Consider the following 25,824-nt stretch of genomic DNA (forward strand, 5'->3'; position numbering starts at 1 on the left):
TTCTCCTGTGGGACCGGGCCTCTTTGTGTGCGTTCTGCCGCTTCTGATCCCTTAGGTTGGAGCCGGCGGGGCACGACAGGACGGAAGAAGTGGGTTGATGTCCGAGATGAACGCAGGCAGCCGTACGAAGCTCAACCGGACGCCGGAGTGGCTGGCACTCGGCAAGCACCGGGAGGAATTCGGGCAGACGCATCTGCGGGAGCTGTTCCAGGAGAATCCCGGCCGCGGCGCCGGCTACACCCTGCAGGTCGGGGACCTGCACATCGACTACTCGAAGCACCTCGTCACCGACGAGACGCTCGCGCTGCTCCACGAACTGGCCGACGCCACGGGCGTGGCCGAGCTGCGCGAGGCGATGTTCCGCGGCGAGAAGATCAACACGACCGAGGACCGGGCCGTGCTGCACACCGCCCTGCGCGCACCGGCCGACGCGGTCGTCGAGGTGGACGGCGAGAACGTCGTCCCCGAGGTGCACGCGGTCCTCGACAAGATGGCGGCCTTCTCCGACCAGATCCGGTCGGGAGCGTGGACCGGCTTCACCGGCAAGCGCATCCGCAACGTCGTCAACATCGGCATCGGCGGCTCCGACCTCGGCCCGGCCATGGCCTACGAGGCCCTGCGCGCCTTCACCGACCGCGATCTGACGGTGCGCTTCGTCTCCAACGTCGACGGCTCCGACCTGCACGAGGCCGTGCGGGGCCTGGACCCGGCCGAGACGCTGTTCATCATCGCCTCCAAGACCTTCACCACCGTCGAGACCATCACCAACGCCACCTCGGCGCGCGGTTGGCTGCTCGCCGGACTGGGCGGCGACCAGGCCGCCGTGGCCCGGCACTTCGTGGCGCTGTCGACCAACGAGGAGAAGGTCACCGACTTCGGCATCGATCCGGCCAACATGTTCGGATTCTGGGACTGGGTCGGCGGACGCTACTCCTTCGACTCCGCCATCGGCCTCTCGCTGATGATCGCGATCGGCCCGGACGCCTTCCGCGAGATGCTCGGCGGCTTCCACGCCATGGACGAGCACTTCCGTACGGCGCCCGCGCACGAGAACGCCCCGCTGCTGATGGGCCTGTTGGGGATCTGGTACGGCGCCTTCTTCGACGCCCAGACGCACGCGGTGCTCCCGTACAGCCACTACCTCTCCCGGTTCACGGCGTACTTGCAGCAGCTCGACATGGAGTCCAACGGCAAGTCCGTGGACCGCGAGGGCAATCCGGTGGAGTGGCAGACCGGTCCGGTGGTCTGGGGCACGCCCGGCACCAACGGACAGCACGCCTACTACCAGCTGATCCACCAGGGGACCAAGGTGATCCCGGCGGACTTCATCGGCTTCGCCCGGCCGGTGGCGGAGCTGGAGGCGGCCCCGGCGGCCCAGCACGACCTGCTGATGGCGAACTTCTTCGCGCAGACCCAGGCGCTGGCCTTCGGCAAGACGGCGGACGAGGTACGCGCCGAGGGCGCCCCGGAGTCCCTGGTCCCGCACAAGACCTTCCACGGGAACCACCCGACGACCACCATCCTGGCCGGGGAGCTCTCCCCGTCGGTGCTGGGTCAGCTCATCGCGCTCTACGAGCACAAGGTGTTCGTCCAGGGCGCCGTGTGGAACATCGACTCATTCGACCAGTGGGGCGTCGAGCTGGGCAAGGTGCTCGCCAAGCGCGTCGAGCCCGCGTTGACCGAGGGCGCGGACGTGCCGGGGCTGGACGCCTCGACGAAGGCCCTGGTGGCCACGTACCGGAAGCTGCGCGGCCGCGGCTGATCCGGATGTGTGAAAGGGCCCGCCTCCCGATATCGGGAGGCGGGCCCATTCACGTCGGTGGCCGTCAGGAGGAGGCCGGGGGGTACATCCCGGTCGGCAGCTTGGCCGCCGCCGCGCGGTCCAGGAGCCACAGGGTGCGGGAGCGGCCGTACGCAGCCGCCGCCGGGGCCTGGACCTCGCCCGCGCCGCCGAGGGCCAGGGAGACCGCCCCGGCCTTGTCCTCACCCGCGGCCAGCAGCCAGACCTCACGGGCCGCCCGGATCGCCGGGAGCGTGAGCGAGATCCGGGTGGGCGGGGGCTTCGGCGCGCCGTGCACACCGACCACCGTCCGCTCGGTCTCGCGGGCCGCCGGGTGCTCCGGGAACAGCGAGGCCACGTGGGTGTCCGGGCCCACGCCCAACATCAGCACGTCGAAGGTGGGGACCGGACCGTGGTCCTCCGGACCGGCCGCCTTCGCCAGCTCGGCCGCGTAGGAGGCCGCCGCGGCGTCCACGTCGGCCCCGTACGGGCCGTCCGAGGCGGGCATCACGTGCACGCGCGCGGGATCCACCGGGACCGCGTCCAGGAGGGCCTCACGGGCCTGGGTGTGGTTGCGCTCGGGGTCGTCGGCGGGGACGTACCGCTCGTCGCCCCACCACAGGTCCAGCCGGGACCAGTCGATCGCGTCCCGAGCCGGTGCGGTGGCCAGGGCCGCGAGCAGGCCGTTGCCGTTGCGTCCGCCGGTGAGGACCACGGACGCGGTGCCGCGGGCCGTCTGCGCGTCCACGATCTTCGTGATGAGCCGGGCCGCGGTGGCCTGGGCCATCAGTTCCTTGTCCCGGTGGACGACGACCTGGGGAGTCGTCATACCCATGTTGCTGCCGCCTTGTCGGTAGATCGGGGTGCGGGTGCGGGAGCCGCTGCGCGGCCCCGGTCCTCAAACGCCGGACGGGCTGAAAATCAGCCTCGCCGGCGTTTGAGGCGCGGGGTCCGGGGCGGAGCCCCAGCAGCCGACCCGCAAGGGCCCTACTTGGCCGGGGCCTTCTTCGTCGGCTTGGCGGCAGGCTTGGCCGGCTTGGCCGGGGCCGCCTCCGCGGGAGCTTCGGCGGGGTCCGCCTCCGCCGGGGCCGCCGACGCCTCCAGCCGCGCCACGCCGAACTTCAGCGAGGCCTCGTACGTGTTGTCCGGGTCCAGCCGGCGCAGCTCCTCCGCCAGGAGCTCGGCCGTGTCGCGGCGCTTGAGCGCCACCGCACGGTCGGGCTGCCCCGGCATGCACAGCGTGGCCAGCGCGCCGTCCGCCCGGTCCAGGACGATGTCGCCGTCCTTGGTGGACAGGCGTACGGCCGTCAGGCCCGGGCCCGACGACAGCGTGCGCTTGACGGGGACCTGGAGCCGGTCCGCCAGCCACATGGCCAGCAGTTCGCAGCTCGGGTTCTCGTCCTCGCCCTCGACGGTCGCCGAGACGACCGACAGGGCCTGCTGGTCCAGAGCCGCGGCCAGCATGGAGCGCCACGGGGTGATCCGGGTCCACGACAGGTCCGTGTCCCCGGGGGCGTACGCCCCGGCCCGGCCGCCGAGCGCCCTGATCGGGTCCTCGCAGGAGTACGTGTCCGTGATCCGGCGCTGCCCCAGCGCACCCAGCGGATCGCCCGCCAGGTCCGCCGGTGCCCCGTCCGGCCACCAGACGACCACAGGGGCGTCCGGCAGGAGCAGCGGGAGAACCACCGACTGGGCGTGGTCGACCAGTTCGCCGTGAAGGCGGAGCACAACCGTCTCACCGCTGCCGGAGTCCGCCCCGACGCGGACTTCCGCGTCGAGCCGGGCGTCGCGGCGGCTGCGTGGCGAGCGGCTGGCCCGCTTGATGACGACGACGATCCGCGAGGGGTGTTCGTGGGACGCGTCGTTCGCCGACTTGAGCGCGTCGTACGCGTTCTCCTCGTCGGTCACGATCACCAGCGTGAGGACCATGCCGATGGCCGGCGTGCCGATGTCCCGGCGTGCCTGCACCATCGCTGCATTGATCTTGCTGGAGTTGGTCTCCGTGAGGTCGATCTTCATGGCCGGCGCCAGCTCCGTCCGTCTCGTGCGAGCATCTCGTCCGCCTCGACCGGCCCCCAGGTGCCCGACGGGTACTGCGCGGGCTTGCCGTGCTTGTCCCAGTACTCCTCGATCGGGTCGAGGATGTTCCAGGACAGCTCGACCTCCTGGTGGCGCGGGAAGAGGTTCGCGTCGCCGAGGAGCACGTCGAGGATGAGTCGCTCGTACGCCTCGGGGCTCGACTCCGTGAAGGACTCGCCGTAGGCGAAGTCCATCGTGACGTCCCGGACCTCCATCGAGGTGCCCGGGACCTTGGAGCCGAAGCGGACCGTCACGCCCTCGTCCGGCTGGACCCGGATGACCAGGGCGTTCTGCCCCAGCTCCTCGGTCGCGCCCGACTCGAAGGGCAGGTACGGGGCCCGCTTGAAGACGACCGCGATCTCGGTCACCCGGCGGCCCAGGCGCTTGCCCGTCCGCAGGTAGAACGGGACGCCCGCCCAGCGGCGGTTGTTGATCTCCAGGCGGATGGCCGCGTAGGTGTCGGTCTTCGACTTGGGGTCGATGCCGTCCTCTTCGAGGTACCCGACGACCTTCTCGCCGCCCTGCCAGGCCGCCGAGTACTGGCCGCGCACGGTGTGCTTGCCCAGGTCCTCCGGCAGCTCCACGGCGGTCAGCACCTTGAGCTTCTCCGCCACCAGCGCCTTGGGGTGGAAGGAGCCGGGCTCCTCCATCGCGGTCAGCGCGAGCAGCTGCAGCAGGTGGTTCTGGATGACGTCACGGGCGGCGCCGATGCCGTCGTAGTACCCGGCCCGGCCGCCGATGCCGATGTCCTCGGCCATGGTGATCTGCACGTGGTCGACGTACGACCGGTTCCAGATCGGCTCGAACATCGTGTTGGCGAAGCGGAGCGCCAGGATGTTCTGGACGGTCTCCTTGCCGAGGTAGTGGTCGATCCGGAAGACCTCGTCACGCGGGAAGACCTCGTGGACGACCTTGTTGAGTTCCTCGGCGCTCTTCAGGTCGTGCCCGAAGGGCTTCTCGATGACGGCACGCCGCCAGGAGCCCTCCTTCTGCGCCAGCCCGTGGTCCTTGAGCTGCTGGACCACCTTGGGGAAGAACTTCGGCGGGACGGACAGGTAGAAGGCGAAGTTGCCGCCCGTGCCCTGTGCCTTGTCCAGCTCCTCTATGGTCGCCTTCAGCGTCTCGAAGGCGGCGTCGTCGTCGAAGTCGCCCGAGACGAAACGGCAGCCCTGCACGAGCTGCTGCCACACTTCCTCGCGGAAGGGCGTCCGGGAGTGCTCCTTGACGGCGTCGTGGACCACCTGCGCGAAGTCCTCGTCCTGCCACTCGCGACGGGCGAACCCGATCAGCGAGAAGCCCGGCGGGAGCAGGCCTCTGTTGGCAAGGTCGTAGACGGCAGGCATCAGCTTCTTGCGCGACAGGTCACCCGTAACGCCGAAAATGACCAGGCCGGACGGCCCCGCGATACGCGGGAGCCGCCGGTCCTGTGCGTCACGAAGCGGGTTCGCTCCGTTTACAGACAAGGTGTTCAGGCCTCCGTGGGGGCGAGGCGCTCAAGCTCCGCCTCGGTCGACTTCAGCAGGTCGTTCCAGGACGCCTCGAACTTCTCGACGCCCTCGTCCTCGAGCAGCTGCACCACATCGTCGTACGAGATGCCCAGCTTCGCGACCGCGTCGAGCTCGGCGCGCGCCTGCTCGTAGGTGCCGCGCACGGTGTCGCCCGTGATCTGCCCGTGGTCGGCGGTGGCCTCCAGGGTGGCCTCCGGCATGGTGTTCACCGTGTTCGGGGCGACCAGGTCGTCCACGTACAGGGTGTCCTTGTACGCCGGGTCCTTGACGCCGGTCGAGGCCCACAGCGCACGCTGCTTGTTGGCGCCGACCCGCTCCAGGGCGTTCCAGCGCTCCGAGGAGAAGACCTCCTCGTAGGCCTCGTAGGCCAGACGGGCGTTGGCGAGCGCCGCCTTGCCCTTGAGGGCCTTCGCCTCGTCGGTGCCGACCGCGTCGAGGCGCTTGTCGATCTCCGAGTCCACACGGGACACGAAGAAGGAGGCGACCGAGTGGATCAGCGAGAGGTCCAGGCCGGCGGCCTTGGCCTTCTCCAGACCCGACAGGTACGCGTCCATGACCTCGCGGTAGCGCTCCAGCGAGAAGATCAGCGTGACGTTGACGCTGATCCCCTTGCCGATGACCTCGGTGATCGCCGGCAGGCCGGCCTTGGTCGCCGGGATCTTGATGAGCGTGTTCGGGCGGTCCACCAGCCAGGCGAGCTGCTTGGCCTCGGCGATGGTCGCCGGGGTGTTGTGCGCCAGGCGCGGGTCGACCTCGATCGACACGCGGCCGTCCTGGCCGTCGGTGCGGTCGTAGACCGGGCGCAGGATGTCGGCGGCGTCCCTGACGTCCGCCGTCGTGATCATGCGCAGGGCCTCTTCCACGGTGACCTTGCGGGTCGCGAGGTCGGTGAGCTGCTGCTCGTAGCCCTCGCCGCCGCTGATGGCCTTCTGGAAGATCGCCGGGTTGGTGGTGACACCGACCACGTGCGACTGGTCGATGAGCTCGGCCAGGTTGCCGGACGTGATGCGCTTGCGGGACAGGTCGTCCAGCCAGATCGCGACGCCTTCGTCGGAGAGGCGCTTGAGTGCGTCTGTCATGGGATTACATCTCCTACTTGGTTCCGGACCGGCGTCAGCGCGCGGCGGCGAGGGATTCGTTGGCGGCGGCCACCACGTTCTCGGGGGTGAAACCGAACTCGCGGAAGAGCACCTTCGCGTCGGCCGAGGCACCGAAGTGCTCCAGCGAGACGATCCGGCCGGCGTCGCCGACGTAGCGGTGCCAGGTCAGACCGATGCCCGCCTCGACCGCGACACGGGCCTTCACCGACGGCGGCAGGACGCTGTCCTTGTACTCCTGGTCCTGCTCCTCGAACCACTCGACGGACGGCATCGAGACGACCCGGGTGGGAACGCCCTGGGCCTGGAGCTGCTCACGGGCCTCGACGGCGAGGTGCACCTCGGAGCCGGTACCGATGAGGAGGACCTGCGCCGGGCCGCCCTCGGCCTCGAACAGGACGTAGCCGCCCTTGGCGGCCGCCTCGTTGCGCTCGTAGGTCGGCACACCCTGGCGGGTCAGCGCGAGGCCGTGCGGGGCACCCTTGCCGAAGACCTTGGTGTGGCGGCGCAGGATCTCGCGCCAGGCGATGGCGGTCTCGTTGGCGTCGGCCGGGCGGACGACGTTCAGGCCCGGGATGGCGCGCAGCGAGGCGAGGTGCTCGACCGGCTGGTGGGTCGGGCCGTCCTCGCCCAGACCGATGGAGTCGTGCGTCCACACGTACGTCACCGGCAGGTGCATCAGCGCGGAGAGGCGGACGGCGTTGCGCATGTAGTCGGAGAACACCAGGAAGGTGCCGCCGTAGATGCGGGTGTGGCCGTGCAGGGCGATGCCGTTCATGGACGCGGCCATGGCGTGCTCGCGGATGCCGAAGTGGATGGTGCGGCCGTACGGGTCGGCCTCCGGCAGCGGGTTGCCCACCGGCAGGAACGAGGAGTCCTTGTCGATGGTGGTGTTGTTCGAGCCGGCCAGGTCGGCCGAGCCGCCCCACAGCTCCGGGATGACCGCGCCGAGCGCGCCCAGGACCTTGCCGGAGGCGGCGCGGGTGGCGACACCCTTGCCGGCCTCGAAGACGGGGAGCTTGTCCTCCCAGCCCGCGGGCAGCTCGTTGGCGTTGATGCGGTCGAACTCGGCGGCGCGCTCCGCGTTGGCGGTGCGCCAGGCGGAGAACTCCTTCTCCCACTCGGCCTTGGCCTCGCGGCCGCGGTCGAGGGCCTTGCGGGTGTGGGCGATGACCTCGTCGGAGACCTCGAAGGTCTTCTCCGGGTCGAAGCCGAGCACGCGCTTGGTGGCCGCGACCTCGTCGTCGCCGAGCGCCGAGCCGTGGGCGGCCTCGGTGTTCTGGGCGTGCGGCGCGGGCCAGGCGATGATCGAGCGGGCCGCGATGAAGGACGGGCGGCCGGTCTCGGCCTTGGCGGCCTGGAGGGCGGCGAAGAGCGCCTTCGGGTCGAGGTCGCCGTTCTCCTGCTGCGCGACGCGCTGGACGTGCCAGCCGTACGCCTCGTAGCGCTTCAGGGTGTCCTCGGAGACGGCCGTCTCCGTGTCACCCTCGATGGAGATGTGGTTGTCGTCCCACAGCAGGACGAGGTTGCCGAGCTTCTGGTGGCCGGCCAGCGCGGACGCCTCGTGGGAGATGCCCTCCTGGAGGCAGCCGTCGCCCGCGATCGCGTAGATCATGTGATCGAACGGGGAGGTGCCGGGGGCGGCCTCCGGGTCGAACAGGCCGCGCTCGTAGCGCGAGGCCATGGCCATGCCCACCGCGTTGGCGATGCCCTGGCCGAGCGGGCCGGTGGTGGTCTCGACGCCCTTGGTGTGGCCGTACTCCGGGTGGCCGGGGGTCTTGGATCCCCAGGTGCGGAACGCCTCGAGGTCCGCCAGCTCCAGCCCGAACCCACCGAGGTAGAGCTGGGTGTAGAGCGTCAGGGACGAGTGCCCCGCGGAGAGCACGAAGCGGTCGCGGCCCACCCACTCGGGGTCCGCCGGGTCATGCCGCATCACCTTCTGGAAGAGGGTGTACGCGGCGGGGGCCAGGCTCATCGCCGTACCGGGGTGGCCGTTTCCGACCTTCTGGACCGCGTCGGCGGCCAGGATGCGGGCGGTGTCGACGGCCCGCTGGTCCAGTTCGGTCCACTCGAGCTCTGTGGTGGTCGGCTTGGTGCTCACCGTGGGTCAGGGCTCCTCTCCACATGTATGAATCCCGGTGACGAACGGTGCACCGGCGCGATTCCGAGCCTACCCCCGCAACGGCGTGCAGCTATTCGAGTGCAGGCAGTCCGTCACCGCGCCGCCGACCCTTGTTCACTCGCCCACGGGTGTCCGGCGCGGCCTGTGCCCCGTATATATGCACGGTCCGATCGGCCCAACACGAAGCGACCCCGGCGCGGGGCGACGTAAGCGCAACGTCTACAGTGGCGTGGTACGCGCAAGCCTTAACCGGGCCTTCATGTTGTGAACGGCCCGAGTCGGAGCTTGCTGGATTCTCTCTCAGGGGTGTGCGTGACGGCCGTCGAATCCCGTCCAGCGGGGGTGCTCGGGACGAGCCCCGGTCAGCGGCCGCTCGGGACCCGCGTCATGGCTTTCGTGGCATTGACCAAGCCGCGGATCATCGAACTTCTGCTGATCACCACAGTGCCGGTGATGTTCCTGGCCGAGCAGGGTGTGCCGTCGATGTGGCTGGTCCTCGTGACCTGCTTCGGCGGCTACTTGTCGGCCGGCGGCGCCAACGCGCTGAACATGTACATCGACCGCGACATCGACGCGTTGATGGACCGGACCTCGCAGCGCCCGTTGGTGACCGGCATGGTCAGCCCGCGGGAGTGCCTGGCCTTCGGCCTCACGCTCGCGGTCGTCTCCACCCTCTTCTTCGGCCTGCTCGTCAACTGGCTGTCGGCGGCGCTGTCACTCGGGGCGCTCCTCTTCTACGTCGTGGTCTACACGATGCTGCTGAAGCGGCGCACCGCGCAGAACATCGTCTGGGGCGGCATCGCCGGCTGCATGCCGGTGCTGATCGGCTGGTCGGCCGTCACGAACTCGGTCTCCTGGGCCGCGGTCATCCTCTTCCTCGTCATCTTCTTCTGGACGCCGCCGCACTACTGGCCGCTGTCGATGAAGGTGAAGGACGACTACGCCCGCGCCGGTGTGCCGATGCTCCCGGTCGTCGCGGGCAACAAGGCCGTGTCGCGCCAGATCGTCCTCTACAGCTGGGTGATGGTGGCGGTCTCGCTGCTGCTGACCCCGCTGGAATACACGGGCTGGTTCTACACCGCGGTCGCGCTGGCGGCGGGTGGCTGGTGGCTGTGGGAGGCGCACGCGCTGCACGCACGCGCCAAGGCGGGTGTCACGGGCGCCAAGCTCAAGGAGATGCGCCTGTTCCACTGGTCGATCACCTACGTGTCGCTGCTGTTCGTGGCGGTGGCCGTGGATCCCTTCCTCCGGTGATTACTCGCCGGTAGCATGGCTTCCATGGGAGACACCGCAGACACCGCCGCCGCGGAGACCGCAGGCGCCGCGGAGAAGAAGCAGGACCGTAGGGCCGCCAAGCTGGCCAAGCAGATCGGCGCGTTCGCCAAGCAGCACGGCGGCGCCGAGGGCCAGCTCGCCCACATCGGCCAGGCCGGCACCCGGATCGTGCTCGTGGGCACGGACGGCGGCTGGGGCGACCTGGTGGCACCCACCTTCACCGTGGCGCAGCTGGCCGCGGAGAAGGCCGGGCTGACCCTGCACGACGAGTTCGACGGGGAGTTCGCCGCGCGCGTGCGCACCGGCCCGTACGAGTGGACGCGGATGGCCGGCATCCAGATCGGCGGACCCGAGAACCCGGCGGCCTGACCCCGGGAAAAGGGCCGGGGGACGCGGGAGTGCCGGCTCGGTCAACAGCCCGAGCAACACCTCACACCCCGCTCACCCGTTAGGACGTGTGGAAGCCCCTTCCTCACGTCCGCAACGGGATGCCCGGATGATCGAAACGCCGCCCCTGGTGGACCAGTACTGCCACGGAGTACTCCGTACGGAGCTGGGCCTGGGCACCTTCGAGGCCCAGCTGATGCGCTCGGCCGGCCCGCCCGCCGCGGGCACCACCTTCTTCGACACGCAGATCGGCTTCGCGGTACGCCGCTGGTGCCCACCCCTGCTGGGACTGGAACCGCACGCCGCCCCCGCCCGCTATCTGGCGCGCCGGCGCGAGCTGGGCGTGGCCGAGACCACCCGGCGGCTGCTGAGGGGGTCGGGCGTCGCGGCCTATCTGGTCGACACCGGGGTGCCCGGGGACCTCACCGGGCCCAAGGAACTGGCGCTCGCCGGGGACGCCGAGGCCTTCGAGTCGGTCCGGCTGGAGTTACTCGCCGAACAGGTCGCCGACACCTCCGGGACGGTGGGCGCCTTCCTCGCCAATCTCGCCGAGGCCGTCCACCACGCCGCCACCGGGGCCGTGGCCTTCAGCTGTGCCACGGCCTTCACCCGCGCGGACGGCCCCGCCGTCGCACCCGAGCCGCCCGGTCCCGGCGCGGTGCGCGGGGCGGCGGGGCGGTGGCTGGCCGGGCGGGCGAGGGGCGAAGCCGTGGGCGACCCGGTCCTCCTGGCCCACCTGCTGTGGAGCGCGGTGGCGTCGGGGCTGCCGCTCCAGCTGCACACGGACGAGGCCGACCCGGCGGCGCTGACCGGGTTCGTACGGGCCACCGCGGGCCCGGGGACCCGGCTGGTCCTGCTCGGCGGACATCCGCACCACCGCCGCACCGCGCAGCTCGCGGCGGCCTTCCCGCACGTCTACGCCGATACGGGCCCGGCCCTCGGGCAGACGGGGGCGCGGGCCGCGGCGGTCCTGGCGGAGCTGCTGGAGATCGCGCCGTTCGGAAAGGTGCTGTTCTCCAGCGGGGGTCGGCAGCTGCCCGAACTGCACGCGGTGGGCGCCCTGGTGTTCCGCGAGGCGCTGGGCCGGGTGCTGGGCGGCTGGGCCGCGGAGGGGTCCTGGTCCTGGCGGGACGCGGAACGGGTGGCCGCCCTGGTCGCGGCGGGCAACGCCCGCCGCGTCTACCGCCTGGACGCCGGCTAGGCGGCGGAGAGCTGCGGGTCGCTCTGGGCGGGGATCTCCGCCTGCCCGGACGGCCGCTCGCGCAGGCTCAGGGCGATCCGGACCACGGCGATCCACACCAGGCAGGAGCCGAACATATGGGCGGCCACCAGGGCCTCGGGGACCTGGGTGGCGTACTGCACGTAGCCGATCGCGCCCTGCGCGAGCAGCACGATCAGCAGGTCACGGGCGCGGGCCCGGGTGTCGGCGGGAGCGTCCACGACGCGCAGGACCAGCCACATCGCGATACCGAGCGCGCACACCACCCAGGCGGCGACGGCGTGCACGTGAGCGGTGGTGTCCCAGTCGAAGGGCATCCGCTTGATCTCGCTGCTGTCACCGGCGTGCGGACCGGAACCGGTCACGACGGTGCCCGCCGCGATCAGGACGAGAGTGGTCGCCAGCAGCGCCCACGACAGCTTGCGCACCGGGCCGGGCACGCGCGGCTTGGGGGCGCCGTCACCCTCGCGGGTGCGCTGCCAGGTGACCGTCGTCACGGTGATCAGGGCGGTGGCGAGGAGGAAGTGCCCGGCCACGCTGTACGGGTTGAGCCCCGTGAGGACGGTGATCCCGCCGAGCACGGCGTTGGCCATCACGATCGCGAACTGGACCCAGCCGAGCTTCGTCAGGGAGTGCCGCCAGGGCTTGGCCGAGCGGGAGGCGATGATTCCCCAGCCGACGGCCGCGCTGAGCACGTAGGTCAGCATGCGGTTGCCGAATTCGATGGCGCCGTGGAAGCCCTGCTCCTGCGTCACGATCAGGCTGTCGTCGGTGCACTTGGGCCAGGTGTCGCAGCCGAGGCCGGATCCGGTCAGCCGTACCGCGCCGCCGGTGACGACGATGACCACGCTCATGACGAGCGCGGCGAGTGCGGCCCGCTGGACGGTCCGGGGTGACGGGGTCCAACGGCTGGCGATGTGGGCGAGGGGGTTCAACACGCCCCATATCGTAGGCGACCACTTGTGCAAAGTTTCACGAGGGGGTGGTCAGGGGCGCGTCCGGCCCCACGACCAGCCGGAATCGCGCTCCCGCGGGGTCCCCTTCCTCGTGCCACCACAGCAGGACGCGCCAATGGGCGCCGTCGCCCGGGTACTCCGGCGAGCCGGTGAACCCTCGCAACAGGTCGTCCGCCACATCCTTGGCCGTCCGATTCCTTACTTCTGTGGTGCTGTGCCAGGGATGTTCCAATGCGTTCCACAGTCCGTCAGGTCCGCGCACCTCGAAGCGCCACACCGCGAGCCAGGGGGTGACCTCCAGCATCGTGCGGACCTGTTCGGCGTCGAGACCCAGCCCGGCCGCGATCCCCGGCTCCGCCACCCCCTGGATACGGGCGGCCACCACGGCCCGGGGCAGCAGCCGTTCGGGCAGCAGCCCCTGCGTGCGCAGGCTGACCAGCGAGCCGAAGGTCAGGAAGCGCAGCCGCAGTTCCAGCTGGCGGCCGAGGTGGTCGAGGGCCTCCTCCGCCTCCCCGGACTCCTCCGCGGCCGGGTCCGCGAGCAGCAGCTGCCGGAAGTCGGACTCGGCGGCCACGGCCCAGGCCACGGCCTCCTCGGCGAACCCCAGCTCGGCGAGGCGGTCCCCGAGGAACACCTTGGCCTGGGCCAGGCCCCGCCGGTTCACCGGATCCCGCTGGTCCAGTCCCGCCCACACCTCCACGGCGGTACGGGTCAGATCGCGGGCGCGCTCACCGGCCGCCCGCTCCATGGCGCTCGGACCCTCGCCCACGGCCGGGCCCAGCGGGTGCTTCGGCAGCCGGGCCCCGTCGCTGAGCGGCCAGGACAGCCAGACCCCGTGGTTGATCAGCCCCCGGGCGTACCAGCGGGCGAACTCGGGGGAGTGCCCGGCCGCCCGCTCGGAGCTGCGTAACCCCTCCTCGATCGTGGCGAGGGCGCCGGCCCGGTCCCCCGCGGCGAACCGCACGGCGGCCCGGTCGGCGAGGCGCAGCCCGAGCAGCGCGGTGCACCGCGGGTCGTCCGTGAAGGGGCGCAGGGCGCCGATCAGCTCGTCGAGGAGCCGCGCGCGCTCCGCGGGCTCCGCGTGCTCCGCCCCCGCCCGCACCCGCGCCCATCGATCGTCCAGCCGTAGAACGGCGTCCCGCTGCACCATGTCCGCCCCCCGGCTTCATGTGTGAGGGGCCCATCCTCGCGGCATCGTCGCCAGGAGGGGAGGGATTTCATTCCCAGCGGAAGAGCCGCGCGGCGGCGCCCAGACCGAGTACGGCCCAGCCCGCCAGGACGGCCGCGTCGCCCCACGGGAGCGAGGCCCCGTGCTGGAGCACCTCGCGCAGTCCGTCGGACAGGGCCGAGATGGGCAGCAGCTCCAGGACCGACCGCACGGCGTCCGGGAACTTCTCCAGCGGCACGATCACCCCGCCGCCGACCAGCAGCAGCAGGAAGACCAGGTTGGCCGCGGCCAGGGTCATCTCGGCCTTCAGGGTGCCCGCCATCAGCAGCCCGAGGCCGGAGAAGGCGGCGGTGCCCAGCAGGATCAGCGCCGCCACCGACAGCGGGTCGCCCTGCGGGGACCAGCCCAGCGCGAGGGCGATCACCGTCAGCAGGGCGATCTGCAGCACCTCGGTGAACAGCACCGACAAGGTCTTGGCGGCCATCAGGGCCCGGCGCGGCAGCGGGGAGGCCCCCAGCCGCTTGAGGACCCCGTAGCGGCGGTCGAAGCCGGTGGCGATGGCCTGGCCGGTGAAGGCGGTGGACATCACGGCGAGCGCCAGGATCCCCGGCGCGAGGAAGTCCACGGACTTCCCGCTGCCCCCCTCCTGAGTGGGCACATCGACGATGTCGACCACGGAGAACAGGGTCAGCAGCAGCGCCGGGATGATCACGGTGAGCAGCAGCTGCTCCCCGTTGCGCAGCAGCATCCGGGTCTCCAGCGCCGTCTGCGCGAGGATCATGCGGGACACGGGCGCGGCCCCCGGGCGGGGGGTGAACGTACCGGCGCTCATGCGCGCAGCTCCTTACCGGTCAGTTCCAGGAACACGTCTTCGAGGGTGTGCCGCTCCACGGTGAGGCTGCTCGGCATCACGCCGTGCTGCGCGCACCAGGAGGCGACGGTGGCCAGCAGCTGCGGGTGGACGTCGCCGGTGACCCGGTAGACGCCCGGAGTGAGCTCGGCGGCCTCGGTGCCGTCGGGCAGCGCCTTCAGCAGTGAGGCGAGGTCGAGGGAGGGCCGGCCGGTGAAGCGCAGGGTGTTCTCGGCGCCGCCGCGGCACAGCTGCTCGGGGCTGCCGTGGACGACGACCTTGCCCGCGTCCACGATGGCGACCTCGTCGGCGAGCTGCTCGGCCTCGTCCATGTGGTGGGTGGTGAGGACGACGGTGACCCCGTCGGTGCGCAGTTCCCGTACGAGGTCCCAGGTCGCGCGGCGGGCCTGCGGGTCCAGGCCGGCGGTGGGCTCGTCGAGGAAGACCAGCTCGGGGCGGCCGACCACGGCCATGGCCAGGGCCAGGCGCTGCTGCTGGCCGCCGGAGAGCCGGCGGTAGGGGGTGCGGCCGCAGCCGCCGAGTCCGAGGCGTTCCACCAGGGGGGCGACGTCGAGCGGGGCGGCGTAGAGCTTGGCCATGTGGCGGAGCATCTCGACGGCGCGGGCTCCGGAGTAGACGCCTCCGGACTGCAGCATCACGCCGATTCGCGGGCGCAGGGCCTCGGCCTGGGCGACCGGGTCGAGGCCGAGGACGCGGACGGTGCCGGCGTCGGGGCGCAGGTAGCCCTCGCAGGTCTCCACCGTGGTCGTCTTGCCCGCGCCGTTGGGACCGAGGACCGCGGTGACGGAGCCGCTCCGGACGGTGAGGTCCAGGCCGTCCACCGCGGTCTTGGTGCCGTACCGCTTCACCAGTCCGCGGATCTCCACGGCGGGGTCGTTGCTCATGAGGGGTGAGTCTACGGAGCCCGGGGAGGGGTCGTAGGTGCCGGGGTCATGGCCCCTTCGTCCTCGGTTCGTGGCCGCTTCTTCGCCGCTTCGTCGCCGGTTCGTGCGCGGAGAATCGAACGCCCCTTCACGAAAACCGCTCTTTTTCAGTCTTCCGGTCCTGGAGACGTCGGCATGTTTCGGTGATCTTTTCCGGACCTCGGTCCTCCTGGCGCCCAGGAACCGCCGCGAGCACAGGTGTGCTGGTGGGAGCGGTTCACGGGCTCCTCGAAGGCGTTCCGGAAGATAGCGGAATGTCCCCGTCCGAATAACTCTCCGTCGATAAATAAGGTAACCCTTAGTGATGGAGGCCACCAGGGGTGGCGTCCATCACGGCTTGTCGCGGCTCGGTTAATTACGCAACAATGGCGTTGTGAAATACGGCGAACGGCAGATCGACACCCCTCAGGGGGAGCTCGGCACCGGGGAGCGGTCAACCCGCAACCGCGTGGCGCGCTCGATCCTGGACCACGGTCCGTCCACCGTCGCCGACCTCGCCCAGCGTCTCGGCCTCACCCAGGCCGCCGTCCGCCGCCACCTCGACACGCTCGTCACCGACGACGTGGTCGAACCCCGTGAGCAGCGTGTGTACGGTGCGCGCACCCGGGGTCGGCCCGCCAAGGTCTTCGCGCTCACCGACTGCGGCCGCGACGCCTTCGACCAGTCCTACGACACGCTCGCCGCGGACGCCCTGCGCTGGATCGCGCAGTCGGTCGGCGGCGGCGAGCAGGGCGAGGTGGCCGTCGCCGCCTTCGCCAGGTCGCGGATGGAGGCGCAGGCGCGGGCGTACCAGGAGGCCGTCGAGGCCGCCGCCCCGCAGGAGCGCGCGGAGGCCCTTGCCAGGGCGTTGACCGTGGACGGGTACGCTGCTACGGCGAAGAGCGCTCCCGGTCCGCACAGCGGTGAACAGCTCTGCCAGCACCACTGCCCGGTCGCGCACGTCGCCGAGCAGTTCCCGCAGCTGTGCGAGGCGGAGACCGAGGTCTTCTCCCGCCTGCTCGGGACCCATGTGCAGCGCCTCGCCACGATCGCGCACGGCGACGGGGTGTGCACGACGTTCATTCCGCGTAGCGCGAGCACCACACAGACCGACACATCAGTATCTGCAAGTACGGCCGGGAGGAACCCCGCATGACCACGGAGATCGCTCACCCTGAGCTCGATGGCCTGGGCACCTACGAATACGGCTGGGCCGACTCCGACGCGGCCGGCGCCGCTGCCAAGCGGGGTCTCTCCGAGGCTGTCGTCCGCGACATCTCGGCGAAGAAGTCCGAGCCGGAGTGGATGCTGAAGCTCCGCCTCAAGGGCCTGAAGCTGTTCGACAAGAAGCCCATGCCGAACTGGGGTTCCGACCTCTCGGGCATCGACTTCGACAACATCAAGTACTTCGTGCGTTCCACCGAGAAGCAGGCCGCTTCGTGGGAGGACCTGCCCGAGGACATCAAGAACACGTACGACAAGCTCGGCATCCCGGAGGCGGAGAAGCAGCGCCTCGTCGCCGGTGTCGCGGCCCAGTACGAGTCCGAGGTCGTCTACCACCAGATCCGTGAGGACCTGGAGGAGCAGGGCGTCATCTTCCTCGACACGGACACCGCGCTCAAGGAGCACCCGGAGCTCTTCCAGGAGTACTTCGGCACGGTCATCCCGGTCGGCGACAACAAGTTCGCGTCGCTGAACACCGCAGTGTGGTCCGGCGGCTCCTTCATCTACGTCCCCAAGGGCGTGAAGGTCGACATCCCGCTCCAGGCCTACTTCCGTATCAACACGGAGAACATGGGCCAGTTCGAGCGGACGCTGATCATCGTCGACGAGGACGCCTACGTCCACTACGTCGAGGGCTGCACCGCCCCGATCTACTCCTCGGACTCGCTGCACAGCGCCGTGGTCGAGATCATCGTCAAGAAGGGCGGCCGCTGCCGCTACACGACCATCCAGAACTGGTCGAACAACGTCTACAACCTGGTCACCAAGCGCGCCGTGGCGTACGAGGGCGCGACCATGGAGTGGATCGACGGCAACATCGGTTCCAAGGTCACCATGAAGTACCCGGCCGTCTACCTGATGGGCGAGCACGCCAAGGGCGAGACCCTGTCCATCGCCTTCGCGGGTGAGGGCCAGCACCAGGACGCCGGCTCCAAGATGGTCCACATGGCGCCGAACACCTCCTCGAACATCGTCTCCAAGTCGGTGGCCCGAGGCGGCGGCCGCACCTCGTACCGAGGCCTGGTCGAGATCGGCGAGGGCGCCCACGGTTCGAAGTCCAACGTGCTGTGCGACGCGCTCCTGGTCGACACCATCTCCCGCTCGGACACGTACCCCTACGTGGACGTCCGCGAGGACGACGTCTCCATGGGCCACGAGGCCACGGTCTCCAAGGTCTCCGACGACCAGCTCTTCTACCTGATGAGCCGCGGTATGACGGAGTTCGAGGCGATGGCCATGATCGTGCGCGGCTTCGTCGAGCCCATCGCGCGTGAGCTGCCCATGGAGTACGCCCTGGAGCTGAACCGGCTGATCGAGCTGCAGATGGAGGGATCGGTCGGCTGACCGCCGACCGCGCGGCATTCCCCGCCGCACATCCTTCTACGTAGGCAGTGTTCTTCAAAGAGAGTGAGCAAGACGACAGCCATGGCTGAGGCTCAGAACATTCCGGCGGGTTCGACCACCGCCGGCGCGATCGCGGTGGCCGCCGAGTCCACCGTCGCCACCCGGATGAGTGCGCCCCCGTCCTTCGACGTGGCGGACTTCCCGGTTCCGAACGGCCGCGAGGAGGAGTGGCGCTTCACGCCGCTCGCCCGCCTCAAGGGCCTGCACGACGGCACCGCGGTCGCCGACGGCACCATGAAGGCCCAGATCGACGCGCCCGAGGGCGTCACGGTCGAGTCGGTGGAGCGCGGCGACGCGCGCATCGGCAAGGCCGGTACCCCGGTGGACCGGGTCGCCGCCCAGGCGTTCGCGTCCTTCGCCAAGGCCACGGTCGTCACCGTGCCCAAGGAGACGGTCCTGACCGAGCCGGTGCGCGTGACGCTGCACGGCGAGGGCGGCACCACCTTCGGCCACACCGTCTTCGACGTGCAGGCCTTCGCCGAGGCCGTCATCGTCATCGACCACACCGGTGACGGCGTGCGCGCCGCCAACGTCGACTTCCTGGTCGGCGACGGCGCCAAGCTCACCGTCGTGTCCGTGCAGGACTGGGACGACACCGCCGTCCACTGCTCCCAGCACAACACGCTGGTCGGCCGTGACGCGACCTTCAAGTCGATCGTGGTCACCTTCGGTGGCGACGTCGTCCGCCTCCACCCGCGGATCAGCTACGCCGGCCCCGGTGGCGAGGCGGAGCTCTTCGGCCTGTACTTCACGGACGCCGGCCAGCACCAGGAGCACCGTCTCCTGGTCACGCACGACGCCCCGCACTGCAAGTCGAACGTGGTCTACAAGGGCGCGCTCCAGGGCCAGGACGCCCACGCGGTCTGGATCGGTGACGTGCTCATCGAGAAGACCGCCGAGGGCACCGACACCTACGAGATGAACCGCAACCTCGTCCTCACGGACGGCGCGCGGGTCGACTCCGTGCCGAACCTGGAGATCGAGACCGGCGAGATCGTCGGCGCCGGCCACGCCTCCGCGACCGGCCGCTTCGACGACGAGCAGCTCTTCTACCTGCAGGCCCGTGGCATCCCGGCCGACGAGGCCCGCCGCCTGGTCGTCCGCGGCTTCTTCGCGGAGCTCGTCCAGCAGATCGGTGTCGACGACATCGAGGAGCGTCTGCTCGCCAAGATCGAGACCGAGCTCCAGGGTTCCGTCTGATGAATTACGTCAAGGCCTGCGCGCTCAGCGAGCTGGAGGAGGACACCCCGAAGCGGGTGGAACTCGACGGCACGCCGGTGTCCATCGTCTCCACCGAGGGGGAGGTGTTCGCGATCAACGACATCTGCTCGCACGCGAACGTCTCGCTCTCGGAGGGCGAGGTCGAAGACTGCATGATCGAGTGCTGGCTGCACGGGTCGGCCTTCGACCTGCGCACCGGCAAGCCTTCGGGTCTGCCCGCGACGCGCCCCGTACCCGTATACCCCGTAAAGATCGAAGGGGACGACGTGCTCGTCTCCCTCACCCAGGAGTCCTGAGGTATCCATGGCAACGCTTGAAATCCACGACCTGCACGTCTCCGTCGAGGCCGAGAACGGCGCCCGCGAGATCCTCAAGGGCGTCGACCTCACCGTCAAGCAGGGTGAGACGCACGCCATCATGGGTCCGAACGGCTCCGGCAAGTCCACCCTGGCCTACTCGCTCGCCGGTCACCCGAAGTACACCATCACCGGTGGCACCGTGACCCTCGACGGCGAGGACGTCCTGGAGATGTCCGTCGACGAGCGCGCCCGCGCCGGCGTCTTCCTCGCGATGCAGTACCCGGTCGAGGTCCCCGGTGTCTCGGTCTCCAACTTCCTGCGCACCTCGGCCACCGCGATCCGCGGCGAGGCGCCGAAGCTGCGTACCTGGGTGAAGGAGGTCAAGTCCGCGATGGAGCAGCTCCAGATGGACCCGTCCTTCGCCGAGCGCAACGTCAACGAGGGCTTCTCCGGCGGTGAGAAGAAGCGCCACGAGATCCTGCAGCTGGAGCTCCTGAAGCCGAAGATCGCGATCCTCGACGAGACCGACTCCGGCCTCGACGTCGACGCCCTGCGCATCGTCTCCGAGGGCGTCAACCGCGTCCGCGAGACCGGTGAGGTCGGCACCCTGCTGATCACCCACTACACGCGCATCCTGCGCTACATCAAGCCCGACTTCGTGCACGTGTTCGCGAACGGCCGTATCGCCGAGTCCGGTGGCGCCGAGCTCGCCGACCAGCTGGAGGCCGAGGGTTACGACAAGTACGTGAAGGGTGGCGCGACCGCGTGACACAGCTGCCTGGCCTCCTCGACATCGAGGCGATCCGCAAGGACTTCCCCCTGCTGGATCGTGTGGTCCACGACGGGAAGAAGATCGTTTACCTGGACAACGCTGCGACCTCGCAGAAGCCGCGCCAGGTGCTCGACGCGCTGAACGAGTACTACGAGCAGCACAACGCCAACGTCCACCGTGGCGTGCACGTGCTCGCCGAGGAGGCCACGGCGCTGTACGAGGGCGCTCGAGACAAGGTCGCCGCCTTCATCAACGCACCGAGCCGCGACGAGGTGATCTTCACCAAGAACGCCTCGGAGTCGCTCAACCTGGTCGCGAACATGCTCGGCTGGGCCGACGAGCCCTACCGGGTCGACCGCGAGACCGAGATCGCCATCACGGAGATGGAGCACCACTCCAACATCGTGCCGTGGCAGCTGCTCTCGCAGCGCACCGGCGCGAAGCTGAAGTGGTTCGGCCTCACCGACGACGGCCGGCTCGACCTGTCCAACATCGAAGAGGTCATCACGGAGAAGACGAAGATCGTCTCCTTCACGCTGGTCTCCAACATCATGGGCACGGTCAACCCGGTCGAGGCGATCGTGCGGCGCGCCCAGGACGTCGGCGCCCTCGTGCTGATCGACGCCTCCCAGGCCGCCCCGCACATGCCGCTGGACGTGCAGGCGCTCGGCGCCGACTTCGTGGCCTTCACCGGCCACAAGATGTGCGGCCCGACCGGCATCGGCGTCCTGTGGGGCCGCCAGGAGCTCCTGGAGGACCTGCCTCCGTTCCTCGGTGGCGGCGAGATGATCGAGACCGTGTCGATGCACGCCTCGACCTACGCCCCGGCACCCCACAAGTTCGAGGCGGGTACGCCCCCGATCGCCCAGGCCGTCGGCCTCGGCGCGGCCGTGGACTACCTGACCGCGATCGGCATGGACAAGATCGCCGCGCACGAGCACGCGATCACCGAGTACGCGATCAAGCGCCTCGCGGAGGTGCCCGACCTGCGGATCATCGGCCCCACCACGGCCGAGGACCGCGGCGCCGCGATCTCCTTCGTCCTGGGTGACATCCACCCGCACGACGTCGGTCAGGTACTGGACGAGCAGGGCATCGCGGTCCGCGTGGGACACCACTGCGCGCGACCCGTCTGCCTGCGCTACGGAATTCCTGCGACGACGCGAGCGTCTTTCTACCTGTACTCCTCTCCGGCCGATGTCGACGCGCTGATCGACGGGCTGGAGCACGTACGGAACTTCTTCGGCTGACGGACGAGGCGACGAGGACGCAGTGAAGCTGGATTCGATGTACCAGGAACTGATCCTGGACCACTACAAGCACCCGCACGGGCGTGGCCTGCGCGACGGCGACGCCGAGGTGCACCACGTCAACCCGACGTGCGGTGACGAGATCACGCTGCGCGTGAAGTACGACGGCGAGACGTTGACCGACGTCTCCTACGAGGGCCAGGGCTGCTCCATCAGCCAGGCCAGCGCGTCCGTACTGAACGAGCTGCTCGTGGGCAAGGAACTGGCCGAGGCGCAGAAGATCCAGGGTGTCTTCCTGGAGATGATGCAGTCCAAGGGCAAGATCGAGCCCGACGAGGCCATGGAGGAGGTGCTGGAGGACGCGGTCGCGTTCGTCGGCGTCTCCAAGTACCCGGCTCGTGTGAAGTGTGCTCTGCTGAGCTGGATGGCGTGGAAGGACGCGACGGCCCAGGCTCTGGGCGACGCGGAGAGGAAGACGGCATGACCGAGAACGCGACGCCCGAGGCGTCGACCAAGCCGGCCACCGAGGAGGAGGTCCGCGAGGCCCTCTACGACGTGGTCGACCCCGAGCTGGGCATCGACGTCGTCAACCTGGGCCTGATCTACGGCATCCACATCGACGACGCGAACATCGCCACCCTCGACATGACGCTGACGTCGGCGGCCTGCCCGCTGACGGACGTCATCGAGGACCAGGCGAAGTCGGCGACGGACGGCATCGTCAACGAACTTCGGATCAATTGGGTCTGGATGCCGCCGTGGGGTCCGGACAAGATCACGGACGACGGTCGCGAGCAGCTCCGCGCACTCGGCTTCAACGTCTGAGTCCGATCGGTTCCGCACGAGGAAGGGCCCCCGGCACCATGCCGGGGGCCCTTCTCGTGTCCGCCGGGCGGCCCGTCGGGCCGCTCAGTCGTCCGTCGGTCGGTCCGTCGGCTTGTCCGCGGGCTTGTCCGTGGGCTTGTCCGCCGGTTCGTTCGGCAACGTGTTCGGCAGCGTCTCAGGCTCCGGGTCGGTTCGCGGCTGCGGCCGGTCCGGGTGCGCGACGGTGGGCGCGTCCGCGTCCGTGAGGGTGGGCGTCAGCGTGGGTGCCTTCGCGTTCGCGGCCGCGGCTGCGTCCGTGGGTACGGGGCCGGGAGCAGGGGCAGGGGCGGCGCCGGGGGCCTGTGCGGCGAGTTCGGCGAGGAGGGCCTGGGCGAGGTTCTCGCGCCGGATCCGCTGGTCCACGTACAGCAGACCGCTGAACAGCTGCGTGTACCCGATGTGGAACATCTGGCTCACGCCGGAGCCGATCATGATGCACGCGAAGCCGATCACCAGGGCGACGATCATTCCCGTCGACGGATCGCCTCCTTCGCTCCCCTCGGCCATGACCGGGATCATCCCGAACGTGCCGACGAGCTGGAAGGGCATCTGGATCAGGTAGGCGACGCTCATCGCGATCATGCTGCCGATCAGGGTGATGCCGAAGATTCGCCACCAGGCGCCCTTGACCAGCGCGGCCGAGCGACGCAGTGCGGCGACGGAGCCGGCCTTCTCCATGACCGCCACGGCGGGGGCCAGGCTGAGCCGGGTGCCGAGCCAGATGGACACCGGGATGGCGGGCAGCAGGAGCAGCGGCAGCAGGAGCACCGCTCCGGGGGACGGCTCCTCGGCGGAGACGGAGACGACCAGCACCGGAATCCACACCGCCAAGGCGGCGAGCACGGGTGCTCCCGCGATCAGTCCCGTGAGCAGCAGCGCGCCCAGGACGGAGGGAGTCCGCCGCAGGGCCGCGCGCCACATCGCGCGGAAGGTGGTGGGCCGGCCGACGACCGCCTCCTGCAGGATCGCCGGGCACAGAGCGGTGAGCACGGCCATGCTCAGCAGCCCCACGGCGAACAGCAGCACGAACAGCGTGACGGCCGCGACGATGACGGGGGTGAGGTGCTCGGCCGCCGGCTCCTGCCCGTAGGGCGCGTCGAAGACCGGTTCGAGGTGGTCGTACACCGCGGCGACGGTGATGCCCGCCAGCAGGCTCATGGTCAGCAGGCACAGGCCCAGTACGGCCAGCATCACGCCCGCGAGCTGCTTCCAGTAGCGGCCGAGCGTGGCGAAGGAGGAGCTCACGATCTCCCCGAGGCCCAAGGGCTTCAGGGGCACCGTCCCGGGCTGGGGCGGTGGCGGCGGGGCCCACCCTCCCCATTGCGGCGCGCCGCCCGGGCCTCCCGGCCCGGGCGCCCCCGTGGATCCCCACCCTGTGTTCTGCGTCATGCGTGTGCTCCGTCTTCTCGTTCCCCCGGCGAAGGCACACCGTATATCAGCATGTCAGGAGCATGGCAGTCGATATCCCTGGATGTGTACGCACGTACGCATCCATGTGTACAGTTGTACGCATGCCCTACGTCATGCTTGCCGCGGCCATCGCCGCCGAGGTCGCCGGAACCACCGCCATGAAGTACAGCGACGGTTTCACCAAGCTGTGGCCGTCGCTGGGCACCCTGCTGGGCTACGCCATCGCCTTCACCCTGCTCGCGCAGACGCTGAAGTCGATGTCGGTCGGCACGGCGTACGCGATATGGGCGGGAGTCGGCACCGCCGCGATCGCCGCGATCGGCATGGTGTTCCTGGGGGAGGCGGCCACCGCCGCCAAGATCGCCGGGATCGCCCTGGTGATCGGCGGCGTGGTCCTGCTGAATCTCGGCGGGGCCCACTGATGCCCTCCGGCGGGCGGCGCTACGACCCGGACCGACGACAGCGGATCATCGACGCCGCGCTCCGCGTGGTGGGCGAGCGGGGCATCGCCGGACTGACCCACCGCAGCGCGGCCGCCGCCGCCGACGTACCGCTCGGGTCGACGACGTACCACTTCAAGACGCTGGACGACCTGCTGGTCGCCGCGCTGCGTCAGGCCAACGAGGGCTTCGCGCAGACGGTGGCCCGCGCCACCGCGCAGGTCGACCCGGACGCGGACCTCGCGGAGGTCCTGGCCCGGCTGCTCGGGGAGTCCCTGGCGGCGGACCGGGGTCAGGTCGAGCTGGAGTACGAGCTCTACCTCGCGGCGCTGCGCCGCCCGGCGCTACGGCCGGTGGCGGCGCAGTGGTGCGCGGCGATGGCGGATGCGCTGACCCCGCGGACCGACCCGGTGACCGCGCGGGCGCTGGTGGCGGCCATGGACGGGATCGGCCTACAGGTCCTGCTGACGGACGCCCCGTACGACGAGGCGTACGCCCGCGAGGTCCTGCGGCGGATCATGCGGCGGGGCTGAGCGGATCCAGGCGGATCCAGGCGGATCGAGACGGTCGAGGCGGATCGAGGCGGGTCAGGTGGCGGCGTCCGTGGAAGCGGCGGCGTCCGTGGAAGCGGTGCGGACCGCCGTCAGCGCCGTCCGTACGCTCGCCTCGATGTCCTGGATCGGGTAGATCACCTCGTGGATCGTGCGGTCGCGGTCGACGACCAGCGTCAGCCGCTTGATCCGGCTCGTGCCCGCCGCGCGGAACGTCGGCAGGCGCAGCGCGGCCGTCAGGGCCAGGTCCGCGTCCGACAGGAGGGGGAACCGCAGCCGCTCCTGGTCCGCGAACTGCCGCTGCTCGTCGGGGCGCTGGGTCGACACCCCGTGCACGGTGGCGCCGGCCTCGGTGAACTCCGCGAGCTGGTCGCGGTAGGTGCACGACTCGAAGGTGCAGCCCCTGGCGCCCGGGATCCCGGCCCAGCCGGGCGGGTAGGACTCGGCGCGCGCGTAGGCGCTCGGGAAGCAGTACAGGACCGTGAACGGGGTGTCCGCCACCGGGTCGCTCAGGCCGCCGAAACGGTCCGGCAGCAGCAGTGGCGGCACCCGGGTGCCGCGCAGTGCGTGCACCCGTTCCGCCTCGCGTGAGGCTTCGTCGGTCGTCGCGGTCATCTCTCCCTCTCCCAGGACCCAGGTGTCTCCCCAGTCCTGGAGGGCCACCAGGACGGGCAGCAGCCCCCGCCCGCGCGGGGTCAGCCGGTACTCGTGCCGCACCGGACGTTCCTGGTACGGCTCGCGCGACAGCACCCCGGCCTCGACGAGCAGCTTCAGCCGCTCCGCCAGCACCTTGCGGGACATCCCCAACTCGCGCTGGAGCTCGTCGAAGCGGTGCACACCGCGCGCGGCGTCGCGCACGATCAGCAGCGTCCACCAGTCGCCCACCACGTCGAGGGCCTGGGCGATGGCGCAGTCCGCGTCGCCGAGGTGTGTGCGCTGGGCCATGGGAACTCCTTTGTCCGTTGACCCAAGGCTGTCATGCTGACATAGTCCGTTCCCAAAAGGAACTTACTCATCGAGCAAGG

General features: G+C 70.2%; 25 protein-coding genes. 14 read left to right on the plus strand and 11 right to left on the minus strand.

Annotated features, from left to right (window positions below; all coding sequences use genetic code 11):
- Nucleotides 1–106: 106 nt before the first annotated feature.
- Nucleotides 107–1,762, plus strand: coding sequence for a glucose-6-phosphate isomerase (gene pgi, locus BCL76_RS28325; protein ID WP_109782321.1), 1,656 nt, complete (start codon nt 107–109; stop codon nt 1,760–1,762).
- Nucleotides 1,763–1,826: 64 nt separating this feature from the next.
- Here the strand turns inward: pgi and pgl are convergent, their stop codons facing one another.
- The 5 genes from pgl to tkt all read right to left on the minus strand — a co-directional run bounded on the left by pgl (nt 1,827) and on the right by tkt (nt 8,565).
- The gene (pgl, locus tag BCL76_RS28330) at nt 1,827–2,609 is read right to left on the minus strand and encodes a 6-phosphogluconolactonase (protein WP_109782209.1); all 783 of its coding nucleotides are present in this window, start codon (nt 2,607–2,609) and stop codon (nt 1,827–1,829) included.
- A gap of 158 nt (nt 2,610–2,767) precedes the next feature.
- Nucleotides 2,768–3,799 (minus strand): glucose-6-phosphate dehydrogenase assembly protein OpcA, encoded by a 1,032-nt coding sequence (gene opcA / locus BCL76_RS28335; protein ID WP_109782210.1) that lies wholly within the window; start codon nt 3,797–3,799, stop codon nt 2,768–2,770.
- Nucleotides 3,796–5,322 carry a glucose-6-phosphate dehydrogenase gene (zwf, locus tag BCL76_RS28340; RefSeq protein ID WP_030720386.1) on the minus strand — a complete coding sequence of 509 codons (1,527 nt, stop codon included), beginning with the start codon at nt 5,320–5,322 and terminating at the stop codon, nt 3,796–3,798. Before zwf ends, opcA begins: the two co-directional genes overlap by 4 nt.
- A 5-nt stretch (nt 5,323–5,327) precedes the next feature.
- Nucleotides 5,328–6,446 carry a transaldolase gene (gene tal / locus BCL76_RS28345; RefSeq protein ID WP_030762490.1) on the minus strand — a complete coding sequence of 373 codons (1,119 nt, stop codon included), beginning with the start codon at nt 6,444–6,446 and terminating at the stop codon, nt 5,328–5,330.
- 34 nt (nt 6,447–6,480) lie between these two features.
- A complete protein-coding gene (gene tkt, locus BCL76_RS28350) occupies nt 6,481–8,565 on the minus strand; it encodes a transketolase (RefSeq protein ID WP_109782211.1) in 2,085 nt (694 codons plus the stop codon).
- 333 nt (nt 8,566–8,898) lie between these two features.
- Here tkt and BCL76_RS28355 point away from each other — a divergent pair, with 333 nt between their 5' ends.
- From BCL76_RS28355 to BCL76_RS28365, 3 genes are all read left to right on the plus strand, one after another.
- Nucleotides 8,899–9,840, plus strand: coding sequence for a heme o synthase (locus BCL76_RS28355; protein ID WP_109782322.1), 942 nt, complete (start codon nt 8,899–8,901; stop codon nt 9,838–9,840).
- Nucleotides 9,841–9,864: 24 nt separating this feature from the next.
- Nucleotides 9,865–10,230, plus strand: a complete 366-nt coding sequence (locus tag BCL76_RS28360) for a hypothetical protein (protein ID WP_181382761.1) — start codon at nt 9,865–9,867, stop codon at nt 10,228–10,230.
- A 127-nt stretch (nt 10,231–10,357) separates the two neighbouring features.
- Nucleotides 10,358–11,449: an amidohydrolase gene (locus tag BCL76_RS28365; protein WP_109782213.1), complete on the plus strand. Its 1,092-nt coding sequence runs from the start codon at nt 10,358–10,360 to the stop codon at nt 11,447–11,449.
- Here BCL76_RS28365 and BCL76_RS28370 read toward each other — a convergent pair.
- The 4 genes from BCL76_RS28370 to BCL76_RS28385 all read right to left on the minus strand — a co-directional run bounded on the left by BCL76_RS28370 (nt 11,446) and on the right by BCL76_RS28385 (nt 15,346).
- Nucleotides 11,446–12,414: a COX15/CtaA family protein gene (locus BCL76_RS28370; RefSeq protein ID WP_375137976.1), complete on the minus strand. Its 969-nt coding sequence runs from the start codon at nt 12,412–12,414 to the stop codon at nt 11,446–11,448. The genes BCL76_RS28365 and BCL76_RS28370 overlap by 4 nt on opposite strands.
- 25 nt (nt 12,415–12,439) lie before the next feature.
- Nucleotides 12,440–13,573 (minus strand): hypothetical protein, encoded by a 1,134-nt coding sequence (locus BCL76_RS28375; RefSeq protein ID WP_109782215.1) that lies wholly within the window; start codon nt 13,571–13,573, stop codon nt 12,440–12,442.
- A 67-nt stretch (nt 13,574–13,640) separates the two neighbouring features.
- Nucleotides 13,641–14,423, minus strand: a complete 783-nt coding sequence (locus BCL76_RS28380) for an ABC transporter permease (RefSeq protein WP_109782216.1) — start codon at nt 14,421–14,423, stop codon at nt 13,641–13,643.
- On the minus strand, nt 14,420–15,346 hold the full coding sequence (locus BCL76_RS28385; protein WP_109782217.1) for an ABC transporter ATP-binding protein: 927 nt from the start codon (nt 15,344–15,346) through the stop codon (nt 14,420–14,422). Before BCL76_RS28385 ends, BCL76_RS28380 begins: the two co-directional genes overlap by 4 nt.
- 412 nt (nt 15,347–15,758) lie before the next feature.
- Between BCL76_RS28385 and BCL76_RS28390 the strand changes: the two genes are divergently transcribed.
- From BCL76_RS28390 to BCL76_RS28425, 8 genes are all read left to right on the plus strand, one after another.
- Nucleotides 15,759–16,520 (plus strand): helix-turn-helix transcriptional regulator, encoded by a 762-nt coding sequence (locus BCL76_RS28390; protein WP_181382762.1) that lies wholly within the window; start codon nt 15,759–15,761, stop codon nt 16,518–16,520.
- Nucleotides 16,517–17,932 (plus strand): Fe-S cluster assembly protein SufB, encoded by a 1,416-nt coding sequence (gene sufB, locus BCL76_RS28395; RefSeq protein ID WP_109782218.1) that lies wholly within the window; start codon nt 16,517–16,519, stop codon nt 17,930–17,932. Before BCL76_RS28390 ends, sufB begins: the two co-directional genes overlap by 4 nt.
- 81 nt (nt 17,933–18,013) lie before the next feature.
- On the plus strand, nt 18,014–19,192 hold the full coding sequence (sufD, locus tag BCL76_RS28400) for a Fe-S cluster assembly protein SufD (protein ID WP_109782219.1): 1,179 nt from the start codon (nt 18,014–18,016) through the stop codon (nt 19,190–19,192).
- Entirely contained in the window at nt 19,192–19,509 is a 318-nt protein-coding gene (locus BCL76_RS28405; RefSeq protein WP_030388907.1) for a bifunctional 3-phenylpropionate/cinnamic acid dioxygenase ferredoxin subunit, read from the plus strand. The genes sufD and BCL76_RS28405 overlap by 1 nt, the downstream gene beginning before the upstream one ends.
- A gap of 7 nt (nt 19,510–19,516) precedes the next feature.
- Nucleotides 19,517–20,281: a Fe-S cluster assembly ATPase SufC gene (gene sufC / locus BCL76_RS28410; protein ID WP_109782220.1), complete on the plus strand. Its 765-nt coding sequence runs from the start codon at nt 19,517–19,519 to the stop codon at nt 20,279–20,281.
- On the plus strand, nt 20,278–21,534 hold the full coding sequence (locus tag BCL76_RS28415) for a cysteine desulfurase (RefSeq protein ID WP_030762523.1): 1,257 nt from the start codon (nt 20,278–20,280) through the stop codon (nt 21,532–21,534). Before sufC ends, BCL76_RS28415 begins: the two co-directional genes overlap by 4 nt.
- A gap of 22 nt (nt 21,535–21,556) precedes the next feature.
- Nucleotides 21,557–22,018: a Fe-S cluster assembly sulfur transfer protein SufU gene (sufU, locus tag BCL76_RS28420; RefSeq protein WP_030292254.1), complete on the plus strand. Its 462-nt coding sequence runs from the start codon at nt 21,557–21,559 to the stop codon at nt 22,016–22,018.
- Entirely contained in the window at nt 22,015–22,359 is a 345-nt protein-coding gene (locus tag BCL76_RS28425) for a metal-sulfur cluster assembly factor (protein WP_030027092.1), read from the plus strand. Before sufU ends, BCL76_RS28425 begins: the two co-directional genes overlap by 4 nt.
- Nucleotides 22,360–22,443: 84 nt before the next feature.
- Here the strand turns inward: BCL76_RS28425 and BCL76_RS28430 are convergent, their stop codons facing one another.
- A complete protein-coding gene (locus BCL76_RS28430; RefSeq protein ID WP_146228439.1) occupies nt 22,444–23,643 on the minus strand; it encodes a hypothetical protein in 1,200 nt (399 codons plus the stop codon).
- Nucleotides 23,644–23,909: 266 nt separating this feature from the next.
- On the opposite strand from BCL76_RS28430, the gene BCL76_RS28435 reads away from it, so the two are divergent.
- Nucleotides 23,910–24,230: a DMT family transporter gene (locus BCL76_RS28435; RefSeq protein WP_030720338.1), complete on the plus strand. Its 321-nt coding sequence runs from the start codon at nt 23,910–23,912 to the stop codon at nt 24,228–24,230.
- Nucleotides 24,230–24,781: a TetR/AcrR family transcriptional regulator gene (locus BCL76_RS28440; RefSeq protein WP_109782222.1), complete on the plus strand. Its 552-nt coding sequence runs from the start codon at nt 24,230–24,232 to the stop codon at nt 24,779–24,781. The genes BCL76_RS28435 and BCL76_RS28440 overlap by 1 nt, the downstream gene beginning before the upstream one ends.
- A gap of 54 nt (nt 24,782–24,835) precedes the next feature.
- On the opposite strand, the gene BCL76_RS28445 is transcribed toward BCL76_RS28440, so the two are convergent.
- Complete coding sequence (locus tag BCL76_RS28445; protein WP_109782223.1) at nt 24,836–25,744, minus strand: winged helix-turn-helix transcriptional regulator; 909 nt, start codon at nt 25,742–25,744, stop codon at nt 24,836–24,838.
- Nucleotides 25,745–25,824 lie beyond the last annotated feature (80 nt).

The organism is Streptomyces sp. CG 926, assembly GCF_003148825.1.
Lineage (GTDB): Bacteria > Actinomycetota > Actinomycetes > Streptomycetales > Streptomycetaceae > Streptomyces.